At 61.2% G+C, this 17,190-nt stretch carries 17 protein-coding genes and 1 tRNA gene; 8 read left to right on the forward strand and 10 right to left on the reverse strand.

The window, feature by feature from the left end; genetic code table 11:
* The first annotated feature begins 24 nt into the window (after positions 1-24).
* Together AADW22_RS04440 and trpB are read left to right on the forward strand one after the other, a co-directional pair.
* Entirely contained in the window at positions 25-1,968 is a 1,944-nt protein-coding gene (locus tag AADW22_RS04440) for an AsmA family protein (protein ID WP_407474327.1), read from the forward strand.
* Positions 1,969-2,137: 169 nt separating this feature from the next.
* Complete coding sequence (gene trpB / locus AADW22_RS04445) at positions 2,138-3,364, forward strand: tryptophan synthase subunit beta (RefSeq protein ID WP_005851582.1); 1,227 nt, start codon at positions 2,138-2,140, stop codon at positions 3,362-3,364.
* 73 nt (positions 3,365-3,437) lie between these two features.
* On the opposite strand, the gene AADW22_RS04450 is transcribed toward trpB, so the two are convergent.
* The 8 genes from AADW22_RS04450 to trpA form a co-directional block, all read right to left on the reverse strand.
* Complete coding sequence (locus tag AADW22_RS04450; RefSeq protein ID WP_407474328.1) at positions 3,438-4,031, reverse strand: DUF4893 domain-containing protein; 594 nt, start codon at positions 4,029-4,031, stop codon at positions 3,438-3,440.
* Positions 4,031-4,420, reverse strand: a complete 390-nt coding sequence (locus tag AADW22_RS04455; protein WP_005851586.1) for a DUF2237 family protein — start codon at positions 4,418-4,420, stop codon at positions 4,031-4,033. Before AADW22_RS04455 ends, AADW22_RS04450 begins: the two co-directional genes overlap by 1 nt.
* Positions 4,417-5,589, reverse strand: coding sequence for a serine hydrolase (locus tag AADW22_RS04460; RefSeq protein WP_288959743.1), 1,173 nt, complete (start codon positions 5,587-5,589; stop codon positions 4,417-4,419). Before AADW22_RS04460 ends, AADW22_RS04455 begins: the two co-directional genes overlap by 4 nt.
* Before the next feature lie 67 nt (positions 5,590-5,656).
* Positions 5,657-6,691, reverse strand: coding sequence for a DUF2332 domain-containing protein (locus AADW22_RS04465; protein ID WP_407474329.1), 1,035 nt, complete (start codon positions 6,689-6,691; stop codon positions 5,657-5,659).
* Complete coding sequence (gene pth / locus AADW22_RS04470) at positions 6,688-7,419, reverse strand: aminoacyl-tRNA hydrolase (protein WP_407474330.1); 732 nt, start codon at positions 7,417-7,419, stop codon at positions 6,688-6,690. Before pth ends, AADW22_RS04465 begins: the two co-directional genes overlap by 4 nt.
* Before the next feature lie 152 nt (positions 7,420-7,571).
* Positions 7,572-8,219: a 50S ribosomal protein L25/general stress protein Ctc gene (locus AADW22_RS04475; protein WP_005851594.1), complete on the reverse strand. Its 648-nt coding sequence runs from the start codon at positions 8,217-8,219 to the stop codon at positions 7,572-7,574.
* 226 nt (positions 8,220-8,445) lie between these two features.
* Positions 8,446-9,612 (reverse strand): alpha-hydroxy acid oxidase, encoded by a 1,167-nt coding sequence (locus AADW22_RS04480; protein ID WP_009826077.1) that lies wholly within the window; start codon positions 9,610-9,612, stop codon positions 8,446-8,448.
* Between the two features lie 97 nt (positions 9,613-9,709).
* On the reverse strand, positions 9,710-10,501 hold the full coding sequence (gene trpA / locus AADW22_RS04485; RefSeq protein WP_009826078.1) for a tryptophan synthase subunit alpha: 792 nt from the start codon (positions 10,499-10,501) through the stop codon (positions 9,710-9,712).
* 177 nt (positions 10,502-10,678) lie between these two features.
* Between trpA and AADW22_RS04490 the strand changes: the two genes are divergently transcribed.
* From AADW22_RS04490 to AADW22_RS04505, 4 genes are all read left to right on the forward strand, one after another.
* Complete coding sequence (locus AADW22_RS04490) at positions 10,679-10,870, forward strand: hypothetical protein (protein ID WP_005851599.1); 192 nt, start codon at positions 10,679-10,681, stop codon at positions 10,868-10,870.
* A gap of 59 nt (positions 10,871-10,929) precedes the next feature.
* Positions 10,930-12,027: a redox-regulated ATPase YchF gene (gene ychF, locus AADW22_RS04495; RefSeq protein WP_005851601.1), complete on the forward strand. Its 1,098-nt coding sequence runs from the start codon at positions 10,930-10,932 to the stop codon at positions 12,025-12,027.
* A 254-nt stretch (positions 12,028-12,281) separates the two neighbouring features.
* Positions 12,282-12,371 (forward strand) — tRNA-Ser (locus tag AADW22_RS04500).
* A 181-nt stretch (positions 12,372-12,552) separates the two neighbouring features.
* Positions 12,553-13,260, forward strand: coding sequence for an SDR family oxidoreductase (locus AADW22_RS04505; RefSeq protein ID WP_407474331.1), 708 nt, complete (start codon positions 12,553-12,555; stop codon positions 13,258-13,260).
* 107 nt (positions 13,261-13,367) lie between these two features.
* On the opposite strand, the gene AADW22_RS04510 is transcribed toward AADW22_RS04505, so the two are convergent.
* Together AADW22_RS04510 and AADW22_RS04515 are read right to left on the reverse strand one after the other, a co-directional pair.
* A complete protein-coding gene (locus AADW22_RS04510; RefSeq protein ID WP_064216193.1) occupies positions 13,368-14,204 on the reverse strand; it encodes an NAD(P)-dependent oxidoreductase in 837 nt (278 codons plus the stop codon).
* Positions 14,205-14,306: 102 nt separating this feature from the next.
* Positions 14,307-15,509, reverse strand: a complete 1,203-nt coding sequence (locus AADW22_RS04515; RefSeq protein ID WP_407474332.1) for an NAD(P)/FAD-dependent oxidoreductase — start codon at positions 15,507-15,509, stop codon at positions 14,307-14,309.
* 305 nt (positions 15,510-15,814) lie between these two features.
* Between AADW22_RS04515 and AADW22_RS04520 the strand changes: the two genes are divergently transcribed.
* Both AADW22_RS04520 and AADW22_RS04525 read left to right on the forward strand, forming a co-directional pair.
* Positions 15,815-16,357 carry a sigma-70 family RNA polymerase sigma factor gene (locus AADW22_RS04520; protein WP_005851609.1) on the forward strand — a complete coding sequence of 181 codons (543 nt, stop codon included), beginning with the start codon at positions 15,815-15,817 and terminating at the stop codon, positions 16,355-16,357.
* A complete protein-coding gene (locus AADW22_RS04525) occupies positions 16,354-17,049 on the forward strand; it encodes an anti-sigma factor domain-containing protein (protein WP_407474333.1) in 696 nt (231 codons plus the stop codon). The genes AADW22_RS04520 and AADW22_RS04525 overlap by 4 nt, the downstream gene beginning before the upstream one ends.
* The last annotated feature ends 141 nt before the right edge of the window (positions 17,050-17,190 follow it).

Below are 17,190 nucleotides of genomic sequence, written 5' to 3' on the forward strand. Positions count from 1 at the left end.
CCGCATCAGGCAAGGAGACGGGCGATGAAGTGGATTATTCGGGCAATTGGCATACTGCTGCTGATTTTGGTGGTCGCGGTGGGGTCGCTGTTCTTGCTGCCCGCCGACCGTATTGCGCGAATCGCGGCGGACCAGCTGCGCAACCTGACAGGGCGCGAGGTCACGATCACGGGCGATGTGGGGCTGACCTTCTGGCCGGTGCTGGGGGTGACCGCAGGCGGGCTCGAGGTCGGGAATGCCGATTGGGCCAAGGATGGGGCGATGCTCTCGGCCGCCAATGCCGCCATCGGGGTTGATGCGATGGCGCTGATCCGGGGCGAGATCAAGATCACCAACATTGAAGCCCAAAGCCCCACCATCCGGCTGGAGCAACGCCGCGACGGGCGCGCCAGCTGGCAGTTCAGCGACGGCGGCGGCGAGGCAGCCATCGAGACCGCTCCGACCGCGCCTGCGCGCAGCCCGCGCCCGCTGACGATTCAGCGGCTCAATATCACCGACGCCACGTTGATCTATGATGCCGAGGGCAGCGATCTGGTGCGATTTGACGGTGTGGACCTGTCGCTCGACTGGCCCGAACGGGCGGGCGATGCGGTGATCAAGGCCGCCCTGCGCCCCGCGGCCGATCGCGTGTCGATCGAGGCGACGATCAACCGGTTTGACCAATTCCTGAACGGCGACATCCGCCCGCTGCGTGCCCGTGTGGACACCAAAGGCGGTGGCGTCTCGCTGACCGGGAGGGCGGGGCTGACCGGCGCTGTCGCGGGGGATCTCTGGCTCAAGACGTCGGACACAGGGCGTTTTCTGGCAGCGCTCGGGGTGGGTGACATCGCACTGCCGCAGGGCTTGGGAAAGACGGCGGATATCAACCTTGATCTGACCCTGACGCCCGACCGGCGCTTGGCCCTGCGCGAGGTGGTGGCCGATCTGGGCGGGAACGCCCTGACCGGCGCGGCGGATATCACGCTGAACGGCACGCCCGATGTGAACGCGCAGATCAACGTCGGCGCGCTGGACCTGACCGGCTTTGCAGGCAGCGCCCCCAGTGGCACCGCGCCCGCGTCCAGCAGCCCCGCGCCTGCGTCCCCGACAGGGTGGTCGAAAGCACCGATTGATGCGTCCGCGCTATCCGCCTTCAACGGCGAGGTCGCGCTGCGGGCAGATAGCATCGATCTGGGCACTCTAAGCTTGGGCGCGACGCGCGTATTGCTGCGCAACGACCGGTCGCGTCTGGTCGCCGAGCTGCGCGAGATCAGGGCCTATGCCGGTGTGATCAGTGGCGAGTTCGTGGTCAACAACCGCAACGGCCTGTCGGTGGGCGGGGCGCTGAACGCGACCTCCATCGCCATGCAGCCTTTGCTGCAACAGACCGCAGGGCTGGGCCGGTTCCACGGTACGGGCGATGCAGAGGTATCTTTCCTCGGGTCCGGCGCATCGCTGGACGCGATCATGCGGTCGCTTAGCGGATCGGGCGCGGTGAATGTCGGGCGTGGGCATATCGAGGGGATCGACCTTGATGCGCTGATGGGCAATTTCGACGTCGAGGGTGGCACGACGGTCTTCGATTCCCTTGCCGCGACATTCGACATGGATCAAGGCGTACTGCGCAACGACGACCTGCTGATGCAGCTGCCGAACTTTACCGCCACGGGCACAGGGCAGGTGGGGCTGGGGGCGCAGACGCTTGATTATACCGTCACGCCCAAGGCACTGCGGGTGAACGGCGATCGGGGGCTGGCCATTCCGGTGCGCATCTTCGGGCCGTGGGCCGCACCGCAGATCAAGCCGGATTTGCAGGCGGCGCTGGACATGAACTTTGCCAAGGAAAAGGAACAGGCCCGCCAAAAGCTGAACGAAAAGCTGGAGGAGGAACTGGGCGTATCGCGGCAGGACGGGCAATCGGTCGAGGATGCGGTGAAACAAAAGGTAGAGGACGAGCTGCGGCGCGGGCTGTTCAAGCTCTTTGACTAGCGGCGCGCCACGCGGGCGGTGTATTTCCAAAACCTCGGTTTGGAAAATTGCAATTTTCCGTGGCGTTTTACGGGCGAGGGGCGGTACGGGCCCTTCGCCGCCTCCACCCCGTCTTTACCTGTCGCGGCGGGGGCGTTAAGGCTGGTCGCCAAGCGCAAGGAGCACCTCCATGGACAATGATCTTTTCAACTCTTTCATGACCGGACCTGACGAGAATGGCCGCTTTGGCGATTTCGGGGGGCGGTTTGTGTCGGAAACCCTGATGCCGCTCATCCTCGAACTGGAAGCGGAATATGAAAAGGCCAAGACAGATGACAGCTTTTGGGCCGAGATGGACGACCTGTGGACCCATTATGTCGGTCGCCCCAGCCCGCTGTATTTCGCAGAGCGTCTGACCGAACATCTGGGCGGTGCCAAGGTTTACATGAAGCGCGACGAGCTGAACCACACCGGCGCGCATAAGATCAACAACGTGTTGGGCCAGATCATTCTGGCGCGGCGCATGGGCAAGAAACGGATCATCGCGGAAACCGGTGCGGGTCAGCACGGTGTGGCGACGGCCACAGTTTGTGCCAAGTTCGGACTGCAATGCGTTGTTTATATGGGTGCGCATGATGTTGAACGGCAGGCCCCCAACGTTTTCCGCATGCGTCTGCTGGGTGCCGAAGTGATCCCCGTCACCTCGGGCCGTGGGACGCTGAAAGACGCGATGAACGACGCGTTGCGCGATTGGGTCACCAATGTGCGCGACACATTCTATTGCATCGGCACGGTCGCAGGGCCGCACCCCTATCCGGCGATGGTTCGCGACTTTCAGGCGATCATTGGCAAGGAGGTGCGCGAACAGATGGACGCCGCCGAAGGCCGTCTGCCCGACACGCTGGTCGCCGCGATCGGTGGCGGGTCGAACGCGATGGGGCTGTTCTATCCGTTCCTTGATGACAAGGACGTCAATATCATCGGCGTCGAAGCTGGCGGCAAGGGCGTGAACGAAAAGATGGAGCATTGCGCATCATTGACCGGTGGCCGCCCCGGCGTGCTCCACGGGAACCGTACCTATCTGTTGCAGGACGACGACGGTCAGATCCTCGAAGGGTTCTCTATCTCGGCCGGTCTGGATTACCCCGGGATCGGGCCCGAACATTCCTGGCTGCACGACATTGGCCGCGCACAATATGTGTCGATCACCGATAAAGAGGCGCTTGAGGCGTTCCAGCTGAGCTGCGCGCTTGAAGGGATCATTCCCGCGCTCGAACCCAGCCACGCGCTGGCGCATGTGATGAAGATCGCGCCAGAGCTGCCCAAGGATCACATCATCTGCATGAACATGTGTGGGCGCGGCGACAAAGACATTTTCACCGTCGCCAAGGCGCTTGGTTTTGACATGAAGGTCTGAGGATCAGACGAAAATCTGGACTCACGATCACGAAGGGGGCGGCGCATCGCCCCCTTTTCTTTTGGCGTTGGCCCTATCGGGTCAGCTCTAGGATATCAAAGTCGCTTTCGACCACCGGCGCAGGAAACATCAGCCGAGCCCGCTGGTTGCTGACACGTTCGAACACCGCGACATCGGGTTGCATCGTGCCATCACCGGCAAAACCGGGTGGCAGGGCGTCGTAAGCGGGCGGCACCTCTCCCGCGACATAGCCAACGCCAGCATAGACCGCACGCCCGTCTCGCAGCGTGATGACCCCCGTGGTGCGCTGCGACCCGCTGAGCTTTTCGAACAGATACCCGTTGCCCTGAAAGGTCAGGCGGCATTTGAACGGGCTATAGACCACCAGCGCGGGCAGCCCGCCCAGTTTCATCGTGCGGCAGGACCAATCGCCGGCCAGCCCCTCGTCAAAGGCAACTTGCGGCGTGCCGGACAAGGCGCGCGACAGAGCGGACAGGTCATCCGCGCTGCCGCTTTGGAACGCTTGCAGCAGGGCATCGCCCGCCGTGGCCTCGAACCGGTCGAGGCGGAGCTGCTCTTGCGGGCGCAGGGCGTCTTGGGCGATGGCAGGGGCGGCGCAGAGCACTGCGGTCAAGACAGCAGTCAGGGCAGCGGTCAGGCGCAGCATCAGTCTGCCCCGCCGTTCGGGCGCAGGGCATGGGCCTGCAGGATGTTCAGCGGCACGATATCCAAGGCGCGCTGATGGGTTGCCTCAAGATGCACCTTTGGCGCGCAGCCCTCGTCCGCCGCTTGCAAGAAACGCCCCGCACAAAGACACCACGGATCGCCCGCCGACAGTCCGGCAAAGCCGAATTCGGGGCGCGGTGTGCTGAGGTCGTTGCCGACATATTTGGAATAGGCCAGGAATTCGGCCGTCATGATCGCGCAGACCGTGTGGCTGCCCTGATCGGCGGCACAGGTGTTGCACGACCCGTCGCGGAAAAAGCCCGTGACGGGGTCGCTGCCACAGACGGCCAGCGGGCCGCCCAGAATATTGATGCTTTCGTCAGGTGTCATGTGCCCCCCAAGGCTGCGCTGATCTGGCGGAAGATGGCGATGTTCTGATCGCTGACCCCGGCCTCGCGGAACTTGCGGTCGGCGGCATTGGTCGCGATCACCACCCCGTCAGCGCGGTTGATGTAGATATACTGACCATACACACCGCGCGCCATGAATTCACCCTCTGTCGCACCTTGGGGAATCCACCACTGATAGCCATAGCCGATCTGCCCCTCTGCCGTCGGGGCCGATGGCGCGGTAGAGGCGGCGACCCAGTCTGCCGGTACAATCTGCTGACCGTTGTAGCGACCGTTTTGCAGGAACATCTGCCCCATGCGCGCGTAATCGCGGGTCGTCAGGTTCAACCCGCCCAAGACAAAAGCGACACCCGCGCCGTCCGTCACGTAGTAGGGCGCGTGCTCCAGCCCCATGGGGGTGATGATCTTTTCCGACAAAAGATCGGTGACGGACCGGCCTGTTGCCCCCCGAACGACCATGCCGATGACATGGGTGTCGATCGACACATACTGCCACTGGCTGCCGGGCGTGGTGAAAGTGTCTTTCAGGCTTGCGGTGAAATCGTCCAACTCTCCGCCAAGGGCGAGGGCGCGGCCCATCTTGTTGATGTCGGAATCCGGGTCGAGGTAATCTTCGTCAAAGGTAACCCCGCTGGCCATGTTAAGCACGTTGCGCAGCGTCGCCCCGTCATAGGCGGTGCCTTTCAGCTTGGGCGCATAGGTCGTGACGGGGTCGTCAAGCGATGCAATCGCCCCTTCGTCCAGCAGGATACCCACAAGCGCGGAAAGGTAGCTTTTGGCGACAGACCAGCTGATCCGCAGATCATCGGGCTGGGTGCCTTTAAAGTAGTTCTCATAGACAATCTGACCGTCTTTCAGCACAACCAATGCCGTCACATCCCGCGCTTCGATCCAGTCGTTGACCTCGGCAGGGGGGGCGTATTCGGGTCCATAAGACAGCTCTGCCGTAGGGCCATCACCGCGCGACAGGGGTTTGGACAGGAAGGCCTCGTCCATGTGGCTGAAGTTATGCACGATCTTGTCTTCGGCAAAGAGCGAGTTCACCGCCAGCAGCCGCGTGATCTCTTCGCGTTTCCACAGGCCGACAACGACCACAGCCACCACTAGAGCCAGTAAAATACGGCCCAGCCATTTCCCGAATGTGCGCATGAAATCCTCCCTGATATGCGGGGATACCCAAGCACGAAGGCTGCGGTGGTGCCAGATAAACTTGGCGTCAGCCGGTGTAGGTCCAATCGATCCAGCGACCGTGGAAATCGACCCGCGCCAAGGGCAGGGTGATGTCACCGGGCCAGAGCCTGAGCGTCAGCGCGGCCCCCTTGAGGCCCGATCCGTCCTGCTCCATCGACAGCCATGCCAGCGGGCGGTTGCGCGTGGCGCGTTTGCCAGCAGCCTCGATCAACGCTTGGCCACGGGCCTGCGCCTCTTTGGGAAAATACTGCCACGCGACGGTGTGCTGGATCAGGTGCAGACACCCTTCGGGGGATTGGGGCAGGGTGCGCGCCAGCCAGTCAATCGCATCGCCGCGTTGCACCTGCGCCGTCATGACAGAGGCCGCGGTCCGCGTCAGTGTCAGGCGTTCGGGTTGGTCCGCCCAGATATAGGACATCAGCCGCAACAGGTGGTCGGGCCGCGTCGGGTCCAGCGGGTTCAGATCAACGCCGCGACGTTTTTCGACCTGCGGGTTGATCGCCGGTGGCAGTTTGCCTGTCCAGTCAGGCGACAGCAGGATCGTTGACATATTCGACCCGAAGCGATGCCCCTCGATCTCGAGCACGAAGTGGTCCCACATCAGGTTGAGCCCGCCGCTGGCCCCAAGTTCGGACAGGCGGATCGGCAGATTGAAATGCTGCGCCGCGACGCGGGCCCCCGCGATCAACGCGGCAGAGCGGCGGACCTCGTTCGTTTGCGGCGCGCTGTCGGTCCAATCAAGCAAGAAGGCTTCATGCGTGGTGATCGCGTCGCGCACGGCCTCTGACAGGGCTTGGTCGCTCGCCTTGTGTGGCGGGTAAACGGCCATCAGCGCAGGCGCTTTGCGTTTCAATACCAGCGCATGCAGCCCGCCCGCGATGCGCAGGGGAAGGGACGCGCCCGACGGGCCGATATCCCCTTTGAACGCCGCAAATTTGCGGCCAAGGGCTGTGTCGGCGGGCCAGTCCCGCGCCAGCACGCCCATCAACTGGCCCATGAAGGGAGACCCAAGTGCGATGCAATGCCCGGCTTGCTCTTCAAAGGCGGCTTGCAGTGTCATTTGAACCGGTCCAGCAGTTTTTGCATGGCGCTGCGGTCGTCGGTCTGGGGGGCAGGCTCTGCCTTGGGCTGCGTTGGGGCTGGCTGCGCGGGCTTTGGCGCAGCGGCTTGAGCTTTGGCCGCAGTGCCCGCGGGTTTCTTGGTGCCCGTGCCGGATCGTGGTGGGGCAACACGCAGGGCCACGGCGTTCATGAACTTGGCCGTATCGCCGCGCGCCAGGTCCGCAGCACCGTCGCTGATCCCGCGCAATACGTCGTCCAGCCACTCCTGCTCTGCCTTGGCAAAGTCGCGCAGGACATAGCCAGGTACGGCGTCCTTATGCCCCGGATGGCCTACGCCAAGGCGCACACGGTCATAGTCGGGACCGATATGCGCATGGATCGACCGCAAGCCATTGTGCCCCGCATGCCCGCCGCCGGTCTTGCATTTGACCTTGCCGGGGGCGAGGTCGATTTCGTCGTGCAAAACGATCACATCTGCCGATTCAAGCTTGTGAAACCGCATGGCGGATTGCACCGACTGACCAGAGTTGTTCATGAATGTCTCGGGCTTGAGCAAGACCACGCGGTCTGCGCCAAAACGCCCTTCGACCGTTAGCCCGTTGTGCTTGGTCTTCCATGCGGCAAAGCCGTGGTCCTGCGCGATGCGGTCCAGCGCCATAAAGCCGATGTTATGCCGGTTGCCCGCGTATTTGGCACCCGGATTGCCAAGCCCTACGATCAGTTTCATGCGGACCCCTTTAGATGGATAAAAACGTTTGTTTGGCCAAGGATAGCAGACCGCGGGGCCAAACGAAATAACGCCCCAACGAAAAACGGGGCCGCCCATGGCGACCCCGTCTCGACCCATCCGCGCCCGCAGGCGCGACGGATATATCGGTATCAGTCTTCTTTGACTTCTGTTGCGGGCACTTCGTCTGCTGCAACATCTTCGTCTTCATCATCGTCCTGGCTGGCCAGACCGGAAGGCGCGGAAATCTGCGCGATCACGAAGTCACGGTCGATGACCGGCTTGGTGCCGTTTGGCAGCTTCACGCTCGAGATGGTGAGGCTGTCGCCGATTTCCAGTTCGGAAACGTCGATTGTGATGTGATCAGGGATATCGCCTGCGGTCACAACCAGTTCGACTTCGGGACGTACCAGCGTCAGAACGCCACCTTTTTTCAGGCCGGGGCTGACTTCTTCGCCTTCGACTTCAACCTGGATGAAGAGGTTGATTTTGGTGGTGCGCTTCAAACGCATCAGGTCGACGTGCGTTGGCAGGTCTTTAACAACGTGACGCTGAACGTCGCGGCAGATGACGCGGACGTCTTCTTGGCCTTCAACCTTGAGGTTGAACAGGGTCGCCTTGAAGCGGCCTGCGCGCAGTTTGGTCAGCAGCTTGTTAAAGTCCAGGTTGATCGGCAGCGGATCAAGGTCACCACCGAATACGATACCAGGAACCATGCCGTCGCGGCGTGCCTGACGAGCGGCGCCCTTGCCTGTCCCCGTGCGTTCGAAAGCTTCAAGATCAGGAATCTCTCCAGCCATTGTAATCTCCAATATGTTTAGGGCGGACATCCTCCAAGGCTGTATGTCCGCGTGAAGCCGCGCATATAGACGGGTTTGGGCGTTTGGGAAAGACTAAAACGCCGCTTTTGCGCAAGTTGGCCTTGGTTTGCGACCTATGCGGGGCGGGGCAGGGGCTGCGCGCAGGGTTTTCGCCCGCCCTGACATATCAGCCAAGGCGGGCGCATTTTGCGAAGAAGGCGCAGGCTCAGGGCTGCCAGTCGCCTTCAAAACCTTTTGGAATAAGCAGGTTATGCTTGCCCAAACCCGCAACAGAGGTTTCACCGCAAAGCGCCATGGACAGGTCGAGCTCCTTGTGGATGACCTCCAGCGCCGAGGTAACCCCGGCCTGACCCATCGCACCAAGCCCGTAGATGAAGGCGCGCCCGATATAGGTGCCTTTGGCCCCCATCGCCATCGCCTTGAGCACGTCCTGACCGGACCTGATTCCACTGTCCAGATGGACTTCGATCTGGTCGCCCACGGCCTCCAGGATCGACGGCAGCGCCCGGATAGAGCTGATCGCCCCGTCCAGCTGGCGCCCGCCGTGGTTGCTGACGATGATCGCATCCGCCCCGACTTTCAGCGCCATCCGCGCATCGTCGGCGTCAAGAATACCCTTGAGGATGACCTTGCCGCCCCATTGCTCTTTCAGTTTGGCGATCTTGCCCCAGTCGAGGGTGGGGTCGAATTGCTCTGCCGTCCATGCGCCGAGGTTGGCTGTGTCGTCGACGCCGTGCACATGGCCCACGATATTGCCGAAGCTGCGCCGCTTGGCCCCCATCATGCCGATGCCCCAGCTCCATTTGGTTGCCAGATTGGCGAGCGTTTTGGCGGTCAGCTTGGGCGGGGCAGAGAGGCCGTTCTTCAGATCCTTGTGGCGCTGGCCGAGGATTTGCAGATCAAGCGTGATGACAAGGGCCGAGCATTTGGCATCCTTGGCGCGCTGGATCAGCCGCGCGACGTAGTCTTCGTCGCGCATTGTATAAAGCTGGAACCAGAAGGGTTTTGTCGTCGCCTCTGCCACATCCTCGATCGAATTGATGGACATGGTCGACAGGGTGAAGGGCACGCCAAAGGCTTCGGCGGCGCGGGCGGCTTTGATCTCTCCGTCAGCGTGCTGCATGCCGGTCAGGCCGACTGGGGCAAGCGCCACAGGCATCGCCACATCCTGCCCGATCATCTGCGTTTTGGTGCTGCGCCCGCTCATATCCACGGCGACGCGCTGGCGCAGGCGGATCTGTTCAAAATCGGTCGTGTTCTCGCGAAAGGTCTGCTCTGTCCAGCTGCCCGATTCCGCGTAGTCATAGAACATCCGCGGCACGCGGCGTTCATGCAGGCGCTTGAGGTCGTCGATGGTGGTGATCACGGGCATGGTGGCAAGTTCCTATGTATTGGTCAGATGATCTAACCAATACGGCCCGTTGAAATCAATTGCTTTACGCCACGACATCGGGCGTCGGGCGGGGCGCTCAGGCCCGATGCGCACCATCCGACAGGGTTTTGACAAAGCTCAGCACGTCTTCGACAGGCAGCCCATCTGCGATTTTTGACACGATGGCAGAGCCGACAACAACCCCATCAGCAACGCTTGCAATGGCTTCGGCCTTGGCGGGGGTGTTCACACCGAACCCGACAATGACGGGCAGGCCGCTGGCCTTCTGGATGCGCTCAACCTCGGGGGCGACATCGCCCGCATCCGCTTCGGCAGAGCCGGTGATGCCGGTGATCGACACGTAATACACAAAGCCCGAGGTGTTCTGCACAACCCGCGGCAGGCGTTTGTCATCGGTCGTAGGGGTCGCAAGGCGGATAAAGTTCATACCGGCGGCTTGCGCGGGCAGGCACAGCTCGGCGTCTTCTTCCGGTGGCAGGTCCACGACGATCAGCCCGTCCACGCCGGCCTTCTTGGCCGCCTCAAGGAATGTATCCACGCCTTTGGAATAGATCGGGTTGTAATAGCCCATCAGCACGATCGGGGTCGTGTCATCCTGTTCGCGGAACGCCGCGGCAAGCGCCAGCGTCTTGTCCAGCGTCATCCCGCCTTCAAGCGCACGCTGTCCCGCCAGCTGAATGGCAGAGCCATCGGCCATCGGATCGGTAAACGGCAGCCCCAGTTCGATAATATCGACGCCCGCGCCAGGCAGGCCGCGCACCACCTCGAGCGACGTGTCAAAGTCGGGATCGCCTGCCATCACATAGGCGACAAAGGCTTTCTTGCCTTGGGATTTGAGGTCAGCGAATTTGGCGTCGATACGTGTCATGAGGGCGGCCTTTTTACGTTACCCTGCTGCAATGCCGAATATATCACGGGAAATCAATCCAACTCCGCCGGTGGGCTTGGGCGATTTTCCGAAAAACAGGTGCCAAGGGCGTTGGATTTATGCAGGTGTGCATCACATAGTCCTTTAAATCCCGCCGCCGGTGCCTACATTTATCGCATGAATTATGTACTCGCCCTGCTGTTGCCGCCGCTTTCCATCCTGCTGACAGGACGGATCTTCACGGCGATTATCGTCTTCCTGATCTGGATTCCGGCCGTGATCTTTTCGGGCGGGTTGACCCATCCGATGTTCATCGTGCTCGCATGGATCCTGATTTACCAGACGCACGAGGACCGACGCCTGCGCTAAGACTTGCGCAAAGGCGGCCAAAACCCTAGGACAACGCCAACTTATAAAGGATGCTTGTCATGGGCTTTAAGATGGGAATCGTGGGTCTGCCGAATGTCGGCAAGTCGACCCTCTTCAACGCGCTGACCAAAACAGCGGCAGCGCAGGCGGCCAATTTTCCGTTCTGCACAATCGAACCGAACGTCGGTGAAGTCGCGGTGCCGGATTCGCGCCTTGATAAACTCGCCGCGATTGCGGGCTCCAAGCAGATTATCCCGACGCGGATGACCTTTGTGGATATCGCAGGCTTGGTCAAAGGCGCATCCAAAGGCGAAGGCCTCGGCAACCAGTTCCTGGCCAATATCCGCGAGACGGACGCGATCGCCCATGTGCTGCGCTGCTTTGAGGACGGCGATGTGACCCACGTTGAAGGGCGCGTGGACCCCGTGGCCGACGCCGAGACCATCGATACAGAACTGATGCTTGCCGATCTGGAAAGCATCGAAAAACGGCGCGCCGGTCTGGTCCGCAAGATCAAGGGCAACGATAAGGACGCAGCGCAGCAAGACCGCCTGTTGGCCGCCGCGCAAGAAGCCATCGAAAACGGCAAACCCGCGCGCACCGTCGAGGTTGACGCGGATGACGCAAAAGCCTGGCGCATGTTGCAATTGCTGACGACCAAGCCCGTGCTTTATGTCTGCAACGTCGGTGAATCCGAAGCGGCCGAGGGCAATGCCCTTTCTGCCAAAGTCGCGGAAATGGCCGCGGCGCAGGGCAATAGCCACGTCGTGATCTCTGCCCAGATCGAGGAAGAAATCAGCCAGCTAGAGCCCGAAGAGGCCAGCATGTTCCTGGACGAGATGGGGCTAGAGGAAGCCGGGCTTGATCGGTTGATCCGCGCGGGCTACGAGCTGCTGCACCTTGAGACATACTTCACCGTCGGCCCGAAAGAGGCCCGCGCCTGGACGATCAAGGCTGGCACCTCTGCGCCGAAAGCCGCAGGCGTGATCCACGGTGATTTTGAAAAAGGCTTCATCCGCGCCGAAACCATCGCCTATGACGATTTCGTGGCCTTGGGCGGTGAAGGCCCCGCCAAGGAAGCTGGCAAGATGCGCGCCGAGGGCAAAAGCTACACCGTTAAAGACGGCGACGTGCTGCACTTCCTGTTCAACACCTGATCCAATCCGGCGGGCCGCTTTCCAGGCGGCCCGCCGATCTGGCGCGTGAGCGGCACCTCCCGCTGCCATCGCGCCACTTCTCTGCCCGCCTCCCCCCTCGGCCCACGGATGCCCCCGGCCAGCGCCGCGCGCATAGCGCCGCAAGCCGTATCCCGCCCCCGATATCCTCCGCTATCCCCGCGATCCCAACATTCCCGGTATTTTCTGAGATTACCGCTTGTGCCCCATGCGTTTTCTTGGATATACGCGTCGACGGAGACGTGGCCGAGTGGTCGAAGGCGCTCCCCTGCTAAGGGAGTAGGCCCGGAAGGGTCTCGAGGGTTCGAATCCCTTCGTCTCCGCCATACACCTCGACATTTTCTACATACTTGATCAGGTGTTGCGCGGCCCGAGATGGGGCGCGACGTTGCGCTTGGCTTTCTGCTCCGACAGTTTCGCCGCCACCGGCCTTTTGCAAACCGTGCGCCCATGCTTTCGCGAGGAAACGAGGTGGGATAGAGGGGGTGTAATACTCAGGAGCGGATCATGGAATTAAAGAACAAGCGTATCATCGTCACTGGTGGCAGTGATGGTATCGGGCGGCATATTTGCCTTAAACTCGCGGCAGTAGGGACGCGTCTGGCCATTCTGGGGCGCAATGCTGACCGTCTGGCTGCGGTAGAGGCTGAATGCGTCGCCGCTGGTGCCAGCGAAGCGATCGGCATTGCATGTGATATCCAGAACCCGGATGCGATCAGCAAGGCGGTGGAGCAGGTGACCGCTGCCTTTGGCGGACTGGATATTCTGATCAACAATGCGGGCATCTGGCACAAAACCGGCCCGCTGGATGAAATCCCGCCGCAGCTTTTGCAGGCGACCGTGCAGACCAACCTGACGGGCTTGATGCAGATCACGCAAGCCGCCATTCCGGCGCTGCGGGCGAATGACGAGGGGATCATTCTGAATGTCGTCTCCAAGTCCGGCGTCGTCGCGCAGGCCGGGCAATCTGTCTATACCGCCACGAAATACGGGGTGCGTGGCTTTACCGAGGTGCTGAAAGCGGACGAGGAAAACACCGGCGTGCGCGTGGGCGGAGTTTACCAGTCGGGGACGAACACGGGGATGTTCTCGAAGGCGGGGGAGGATGTGCCCAACCATATCTTTACCGAGCCCGACGATCTGGCGGATGTGGTAGTCTTTGTGCTCTCGCGGCCGCCAAAGCTGTGGATCCACGATATCCGCATCGAATTGTGAGCCGCGGGCGCACCTGTCGCGCCTGCTGGCAAGACGGGTGCCGTCCCAAACATCGCGTCACGTGAAACATGGGGGCGGGGGTGAAGCCCCGCCCCGCCCTCAAGGCATCAGGTGGTTTTCTTGTCGTTGACGATGTTCATTGACGCCACGCCGCTTTCGCCGAGGTCGACCGCGGCAAAGGGGCCACCGTGGTGCATCTGGCCGGGGTCTTTCAGATCGACCGGTGGTGCTTCGGCAAGGATCTTCTCGGCGAACTGCTCTGCGTTGTCTTTCGGGCGATAGCCGAGGAAGGACGCTTTGGCATTGTCCACCGGCGCGCGGTCGTTATTGGACACGCCGTAGACCACGCTGAAGCCGACTGATGGCGTATCGATGGCGCGGGTGACCAGCTGGATCAGATCGTCATAGGACAACCACGATCCCAAGGCACGGGTGTTGTTGACCTGCGCGCAGCTGAGGATGCGCAGGCACACGGCCTCTAGCCCGCGTTTGTCCCAATACATGGACGCAAGGTCTTCGCTAAAGCATTTGGCGAGGCCGTAGAATGTATCGGGCTTGTGGGGCGCGTCGATGCCGATGAAATCGGATTTCTTGTGCATGCCCACAGCGTGGATGGACGAAGCATAAACGACCCGTTGAAGCCCGTGCTGATAGGCGGCTTCCCATACGTTGTAAGATCCGACGAAATTCGGGCCCAGCAGTTCCTCGAAGGGTTTTTCGTCGACGATGGCGCCGAAGTGGACAACCATATCGGCACCCTCCAGCAGCGGCGCGATCTGGTCATAGACGGCGACATCGGCCTTGGCGTAGCTTTCGCCTTCGTAGAGCTTGCCGATGTCATCGACGATGTCGGTGCTGACCAGTTCTTGGCACATCTTGGACAGGGGTTCACGCAGGTAGGACCCAAGCCGCCCTGCGGCCCCCGTCAGAACCAGTTTCTTCATCATGTCGTTTTCCTTCCACTATCGTTTCGCGAGGCCAAGCAAGGCTGCGCGCCCGCACAAAGGGGTGTTGCCTGGCATGGGTATGTCATCGGGGCAGGGGGATCAAATCACCGCCTTTTCAATCAGCGATTGGTTTTCCTCGATCCGGCGGTAGGCGTAGGGGCTTAGGTCCAACGTGCGGTATGCGCCATAGGCGATCCATTCAGCGATGCCACGGCCAAGGGCGGGTGCCTGTTGCAGCCCGTGACCGGAAAACCCGTTCAGGCACAGAAAATTCTCGACCACACTGTGCGGCCCGACAATCGCGTTCTGGTCCAGCGTGTTGTAATCGTAGTGCCCGACCCATTCGTTGATCACCTTGACCTGATCGAACTGCGGGACGCGGGTGGCGATGGCGGGCCACACCTTGTCCTCCCACAGGCTGTAATCAAAGCCAAAGTCATCATAGGCGACCGCAGGATCTTCGCGCGGGGGGCAGCCCGCCATGTAGTATTTCCCTTCGGTCCTGAAATGCACGCCGGACGGGTCGATTGTCAGCGGCAGGTCGCGGTCCAGCGGTTTGGCGGCATCGAACACAAAGGTATAGCGTTTGCGCGGCTCGACCGGGAGGGTGATGCCGGCCATGCCCGCCGTCGCGGCCGCCCGCGGGCCAGAGGCGTTGACCACCGTCCCGCACGCCACCGTCGCGCCGGATTTCAGCGTGACATGGGTGACGGATGTGCCATCGGCGGCTTTGGTCATCGCGGTCACTTCGTCGTGCAGGTATTCCACCCCGTTGCGGCGAGCCATGCGCTTGAACCAGTCAAACATGGTGCCGCCGTCGAAATAGCCTTCGTCCACACGGTTGTGGTTGGCGGCAATGATGTCATCAAGCTGATAGAACGGGTAGGCGGCAGCGACCTCGGTGGCGGTCATGTGCTGCGTGCCCGCCCCCAGTGCCATCTGTATCTGCTGGTTCTGTTGCAGCGTCTGTGCAAATTCGGGCGTGTCCGCGAGGTAGAGATAGCCAAAACTCTGCAACGCCAGATGCGGCACCTCTGGATCATCGCCCATAAACCGGCGGAAGTTCTTGATAAACTCGGCCCCGAACTGCGACACCTTCACGTTAATGGCCGAGCTGAACTGCTGGCGGATGCAACTGTTGGTATGGCTGGTGGCGGCGTATTCATAGGTGGGGTCACGTTCGACTACCAGAACCTTGCCGTCAAAACCGGCCATCTGGGTCAGCCACCATGCGACCGACGATCCAAAGATCGCGCCACCGATAATGACAACGTCATAGGTGCTGTGATTGGGCTGCGGCATCGCGATACTCCTTCCACATATGGGCCACATAGGGGCCTGACAGACGGGATGCCGTGCAGCGGTGTACAACAGGGCAGCCCTGCCACGACTAAACGCGCAACACCGGCCCCCGTCCATAGCTTGTGAACGCGGGGGGCCATTTCCGCGCCCGCTTGCCGCCCGATATATTACCCATTGGCCAACGCGATGCGCCTGGGTTACACAAAGTTGTCCAATGACAACGCTTTGCTGGACAAATGTAGTGAGTGCCGTAGGTTTCGGTGTAACGCTGGAAACCCGTTCAGGTGGAGAAATGGCCCGTGCAAATGGACCGACAAGAAATCGAAAACTTGATTGCCCGTGTCGCGTTGAAAGACCGCGCGGCGTTTGACCAGCTCTATGATCGTGTTTCTGCGAAACTTTTCGGGGTTTGTCTGCGTGTGTTGAACAAACGCGCCGCAGCAGAGGACGCCATGCAAGACAGTTTCGTCAAAATCTGGAACAATGCCGATAAGTATAATGCCAATGGCCTGAGCCCGATGACGTGGCTGATCACCATTGCACGGAATACCTCTATCGACCGTCTGCGGGCCCGCAAAAAAGGCCATCAGGACGTTAATACGCCCGGTTTTGAACTTGTCTCCCCCGGTCCCACGCCCGAACAATACGCCGTTGCCTCGTCAGAGGCGTCGCGCCTGTCGGGCTGTCTTGATACGCTGGAAGAAGACCGTGGCAAAGCCATTCGGGGTGCCTATCTGGATGGCGAGACCTATTCCGATCTGGCTGAACGCTTTGGCGTGCCGCTGAATACGATGCGAACCTGGCTGCGCCGTGGCCTGATCGCCCTGCGGGAGTGTATGAGCCAATGACCCAAACGCCCGAAACACCCCATGATGATGATCTTCTGGCCGCCGAAATGGTGCTGGGCCTGTCGTCTGACGACGATATGATCGCAGCGCGTCGCCGTGTCGCGACTGAACGTGATTTTGCTGATCGCGTTGTGTTCTGGCAGGAACGCCTGACGGCCATGACCGACGGGATCGACCCCGTCTCGCCGCCCGCGCGCGTGAAGAAAAAGCTGATGGCGCAGGTCTTCCCCAAGCAGCGGGTTTCGATCCTGCAACGTTTGTGGCTCTGGCAGGGGATGGCGATGGCATCGCTGCTGTTTGCGGGCTACCTTGGCGTGCAACTGCTTGAGATCAACACACGTCCGGGCGGCGATCAACCGACCGTTCTGGCCGCACAGCTGGTCAGCGACACCAGCCCGTTGCAAGTGTTGGCCGTGGTCGAACCGGTCAAGCACGAGATCGCGCTGCGCCGCGTTTCGGGCGCCGCGAACGAGGGGCGTGTGCTAGAACTTTGGGCGATCCTGCCCGATCAGGCTCCGGTTTCCTTGGGCGTTCTGCCCGACAGCGAGACGGCGCGGATTCTTGTTCCGGCAGAGCTGCGCAGCCAGGCGGCACAGATCACGCTGGCGATTTCGGATGAGCCCGTCGGCGGCTCGCCCACGGGGGCACCTACGGGCGATGTCCTGGCCGCAGGGGCTATGTCTGAACTGTAATCCGGGTTTTATCGGGGTCGCTGACTATTCAAACAAAGACTTCGTCCGCTTTCATGTGGGCGAAGTCTTTGTTTCTTAACGGTATTTTATAAAGTTGAATAAAAACTGCGGTTTTTTGCGTTTTCGGTGAAACTTCTCGTT

It is taken from the genome of Sulfitobacter sp. PM12 (assembly GCF_045586035.1).
Taxonomy (GTDB): Bacteria; Pseudomonadota; Alphaproteobacteria; order Rhodobacterales; family Rhodobacteraceae; genus Sulfitobacter; species Sulfitobacter pontiacus.

Excerpts from the sequence above, each read along its gene's own strand:
- pth (WP_407474330.1), bottom strand. The coding sequence starts at position 7,419 with ATGAAACTGATCGTAGGGCTTGGCAATCCGGGTGCCAAATACGCGGGC.
- AADW22_RS04480 (WP_009826077.1), bottom strand. The coding sequence starts at position 9,612 with ATGCCCGTGATCACCACCATCGACGACCTCAAGCGCCTGCATGAACGC.
- AADW22_RS04515 (WP_407474332.1), bottom strand. The coding sequence starts at position 15,509 with ATGCCGCAGCCCAATCACAGCACCTATGACGTTGTCATTATCGGTGGC.
- AADW22_RS04455 (WP_005851586.1), bottom strand. The coding sequence starts at position 4,420 with ATGACACCTGACGAAAGCATCAATATTCTGGGCGGCCCGCTGGCCGTC.
- AADW22_RS04450 (WP_407474328.1), bottom strand. The coding sequence starts at position 4,031 with ATGCTGCGCCTGACCGCTGCCCTGACTGCTGTCTTGACCGCAGTGCTC.
- AADW22_RS04440 (WP_407474327.1), top strand. The coding sequence starts at position 25 with ATGAAGTGGATTATTCGGGCAATTGGCATACTGCTGCTGATTTTGGTG.
- AADW22_RS04510 (WP_064216193.1), bottom strand. The coding sequence starts at position 14,204 with ATGAAGAAACTGGTTCTGACGGGGGCCGCAGGGCGGCTTGGGTCCTAC.
- AADW22_RS04525 (WP_407474333.1), top strand. The coding sequence starts at position 16,354 with ATGACCCAAACGCCCGAAACACCCCATGATGATGATCTTCTGGCCGCC.
- AADW22_RS04490 (WP_005851599.1), top strand. The coding sequence starts at position 10,679 with ATGAATTATGTACTCGCCCTGCTGTTGCCGCCGCTTTCCATCCTGCTG.
- AADW22_RS04475 (WP_005851594.1), bottom strand. The coding sequence starts at position 8,219 with ATGGCTGGAGAGATTCCTGATCTTGAAGCTTTCGAACGCACGGGGACA.
- trpB (WP_005851582.1), top strand. The coding sequence starts at position 2,138 with ATGGACAATGATCTTTTCAACTCTTTCATGACCGGACCTGACGAGAAT.
- AADW22_RS04520 (WP_005851609.1), top strand. The coding sequence starts at position 15,815 with ATGGACCGACAAGAAATCGAAAACTTGATTGCCCGTGTCGCGTTGAAA.
- ychF (WP_005851601.1), top strand. The coding sequence starts at position 10,930 with ATGGGCTTTAAGATGGGAATCGTGGGTCTGCCGAATGTCGGCAAGTCG.
- trpA (WP_009826078.1), bottom strand. The coding sequence starts at position 10,501 with ATGACACGTATCGACGCCAAATTCGCTGACCTCAAATCCCAAGGCAAG.
- AADW22_RS04465 (WP_407474329.1), bottom strand. The coding sequence starts at position 6,691 with ATGACACTGCAAGCCGCCTTTGAAGAGCAAGCCGGGCATTGCATCGCA.
- AADW22_RS04460 (WP_288959743.1), bottom strand. The coding sequence starts at position 5,589 with ATGCGCACATTCGGGAAATGGCTGGGCCGTATTTTACTGGCTCTAGTG.
- AADW22_RS04505 (WP_407474331.1), top strand. The coding sequence starts at position 12,553 with ATGGAATTAAAGAACAAGCGTATCATCGTCACTGGTGGCAGTGATGGT.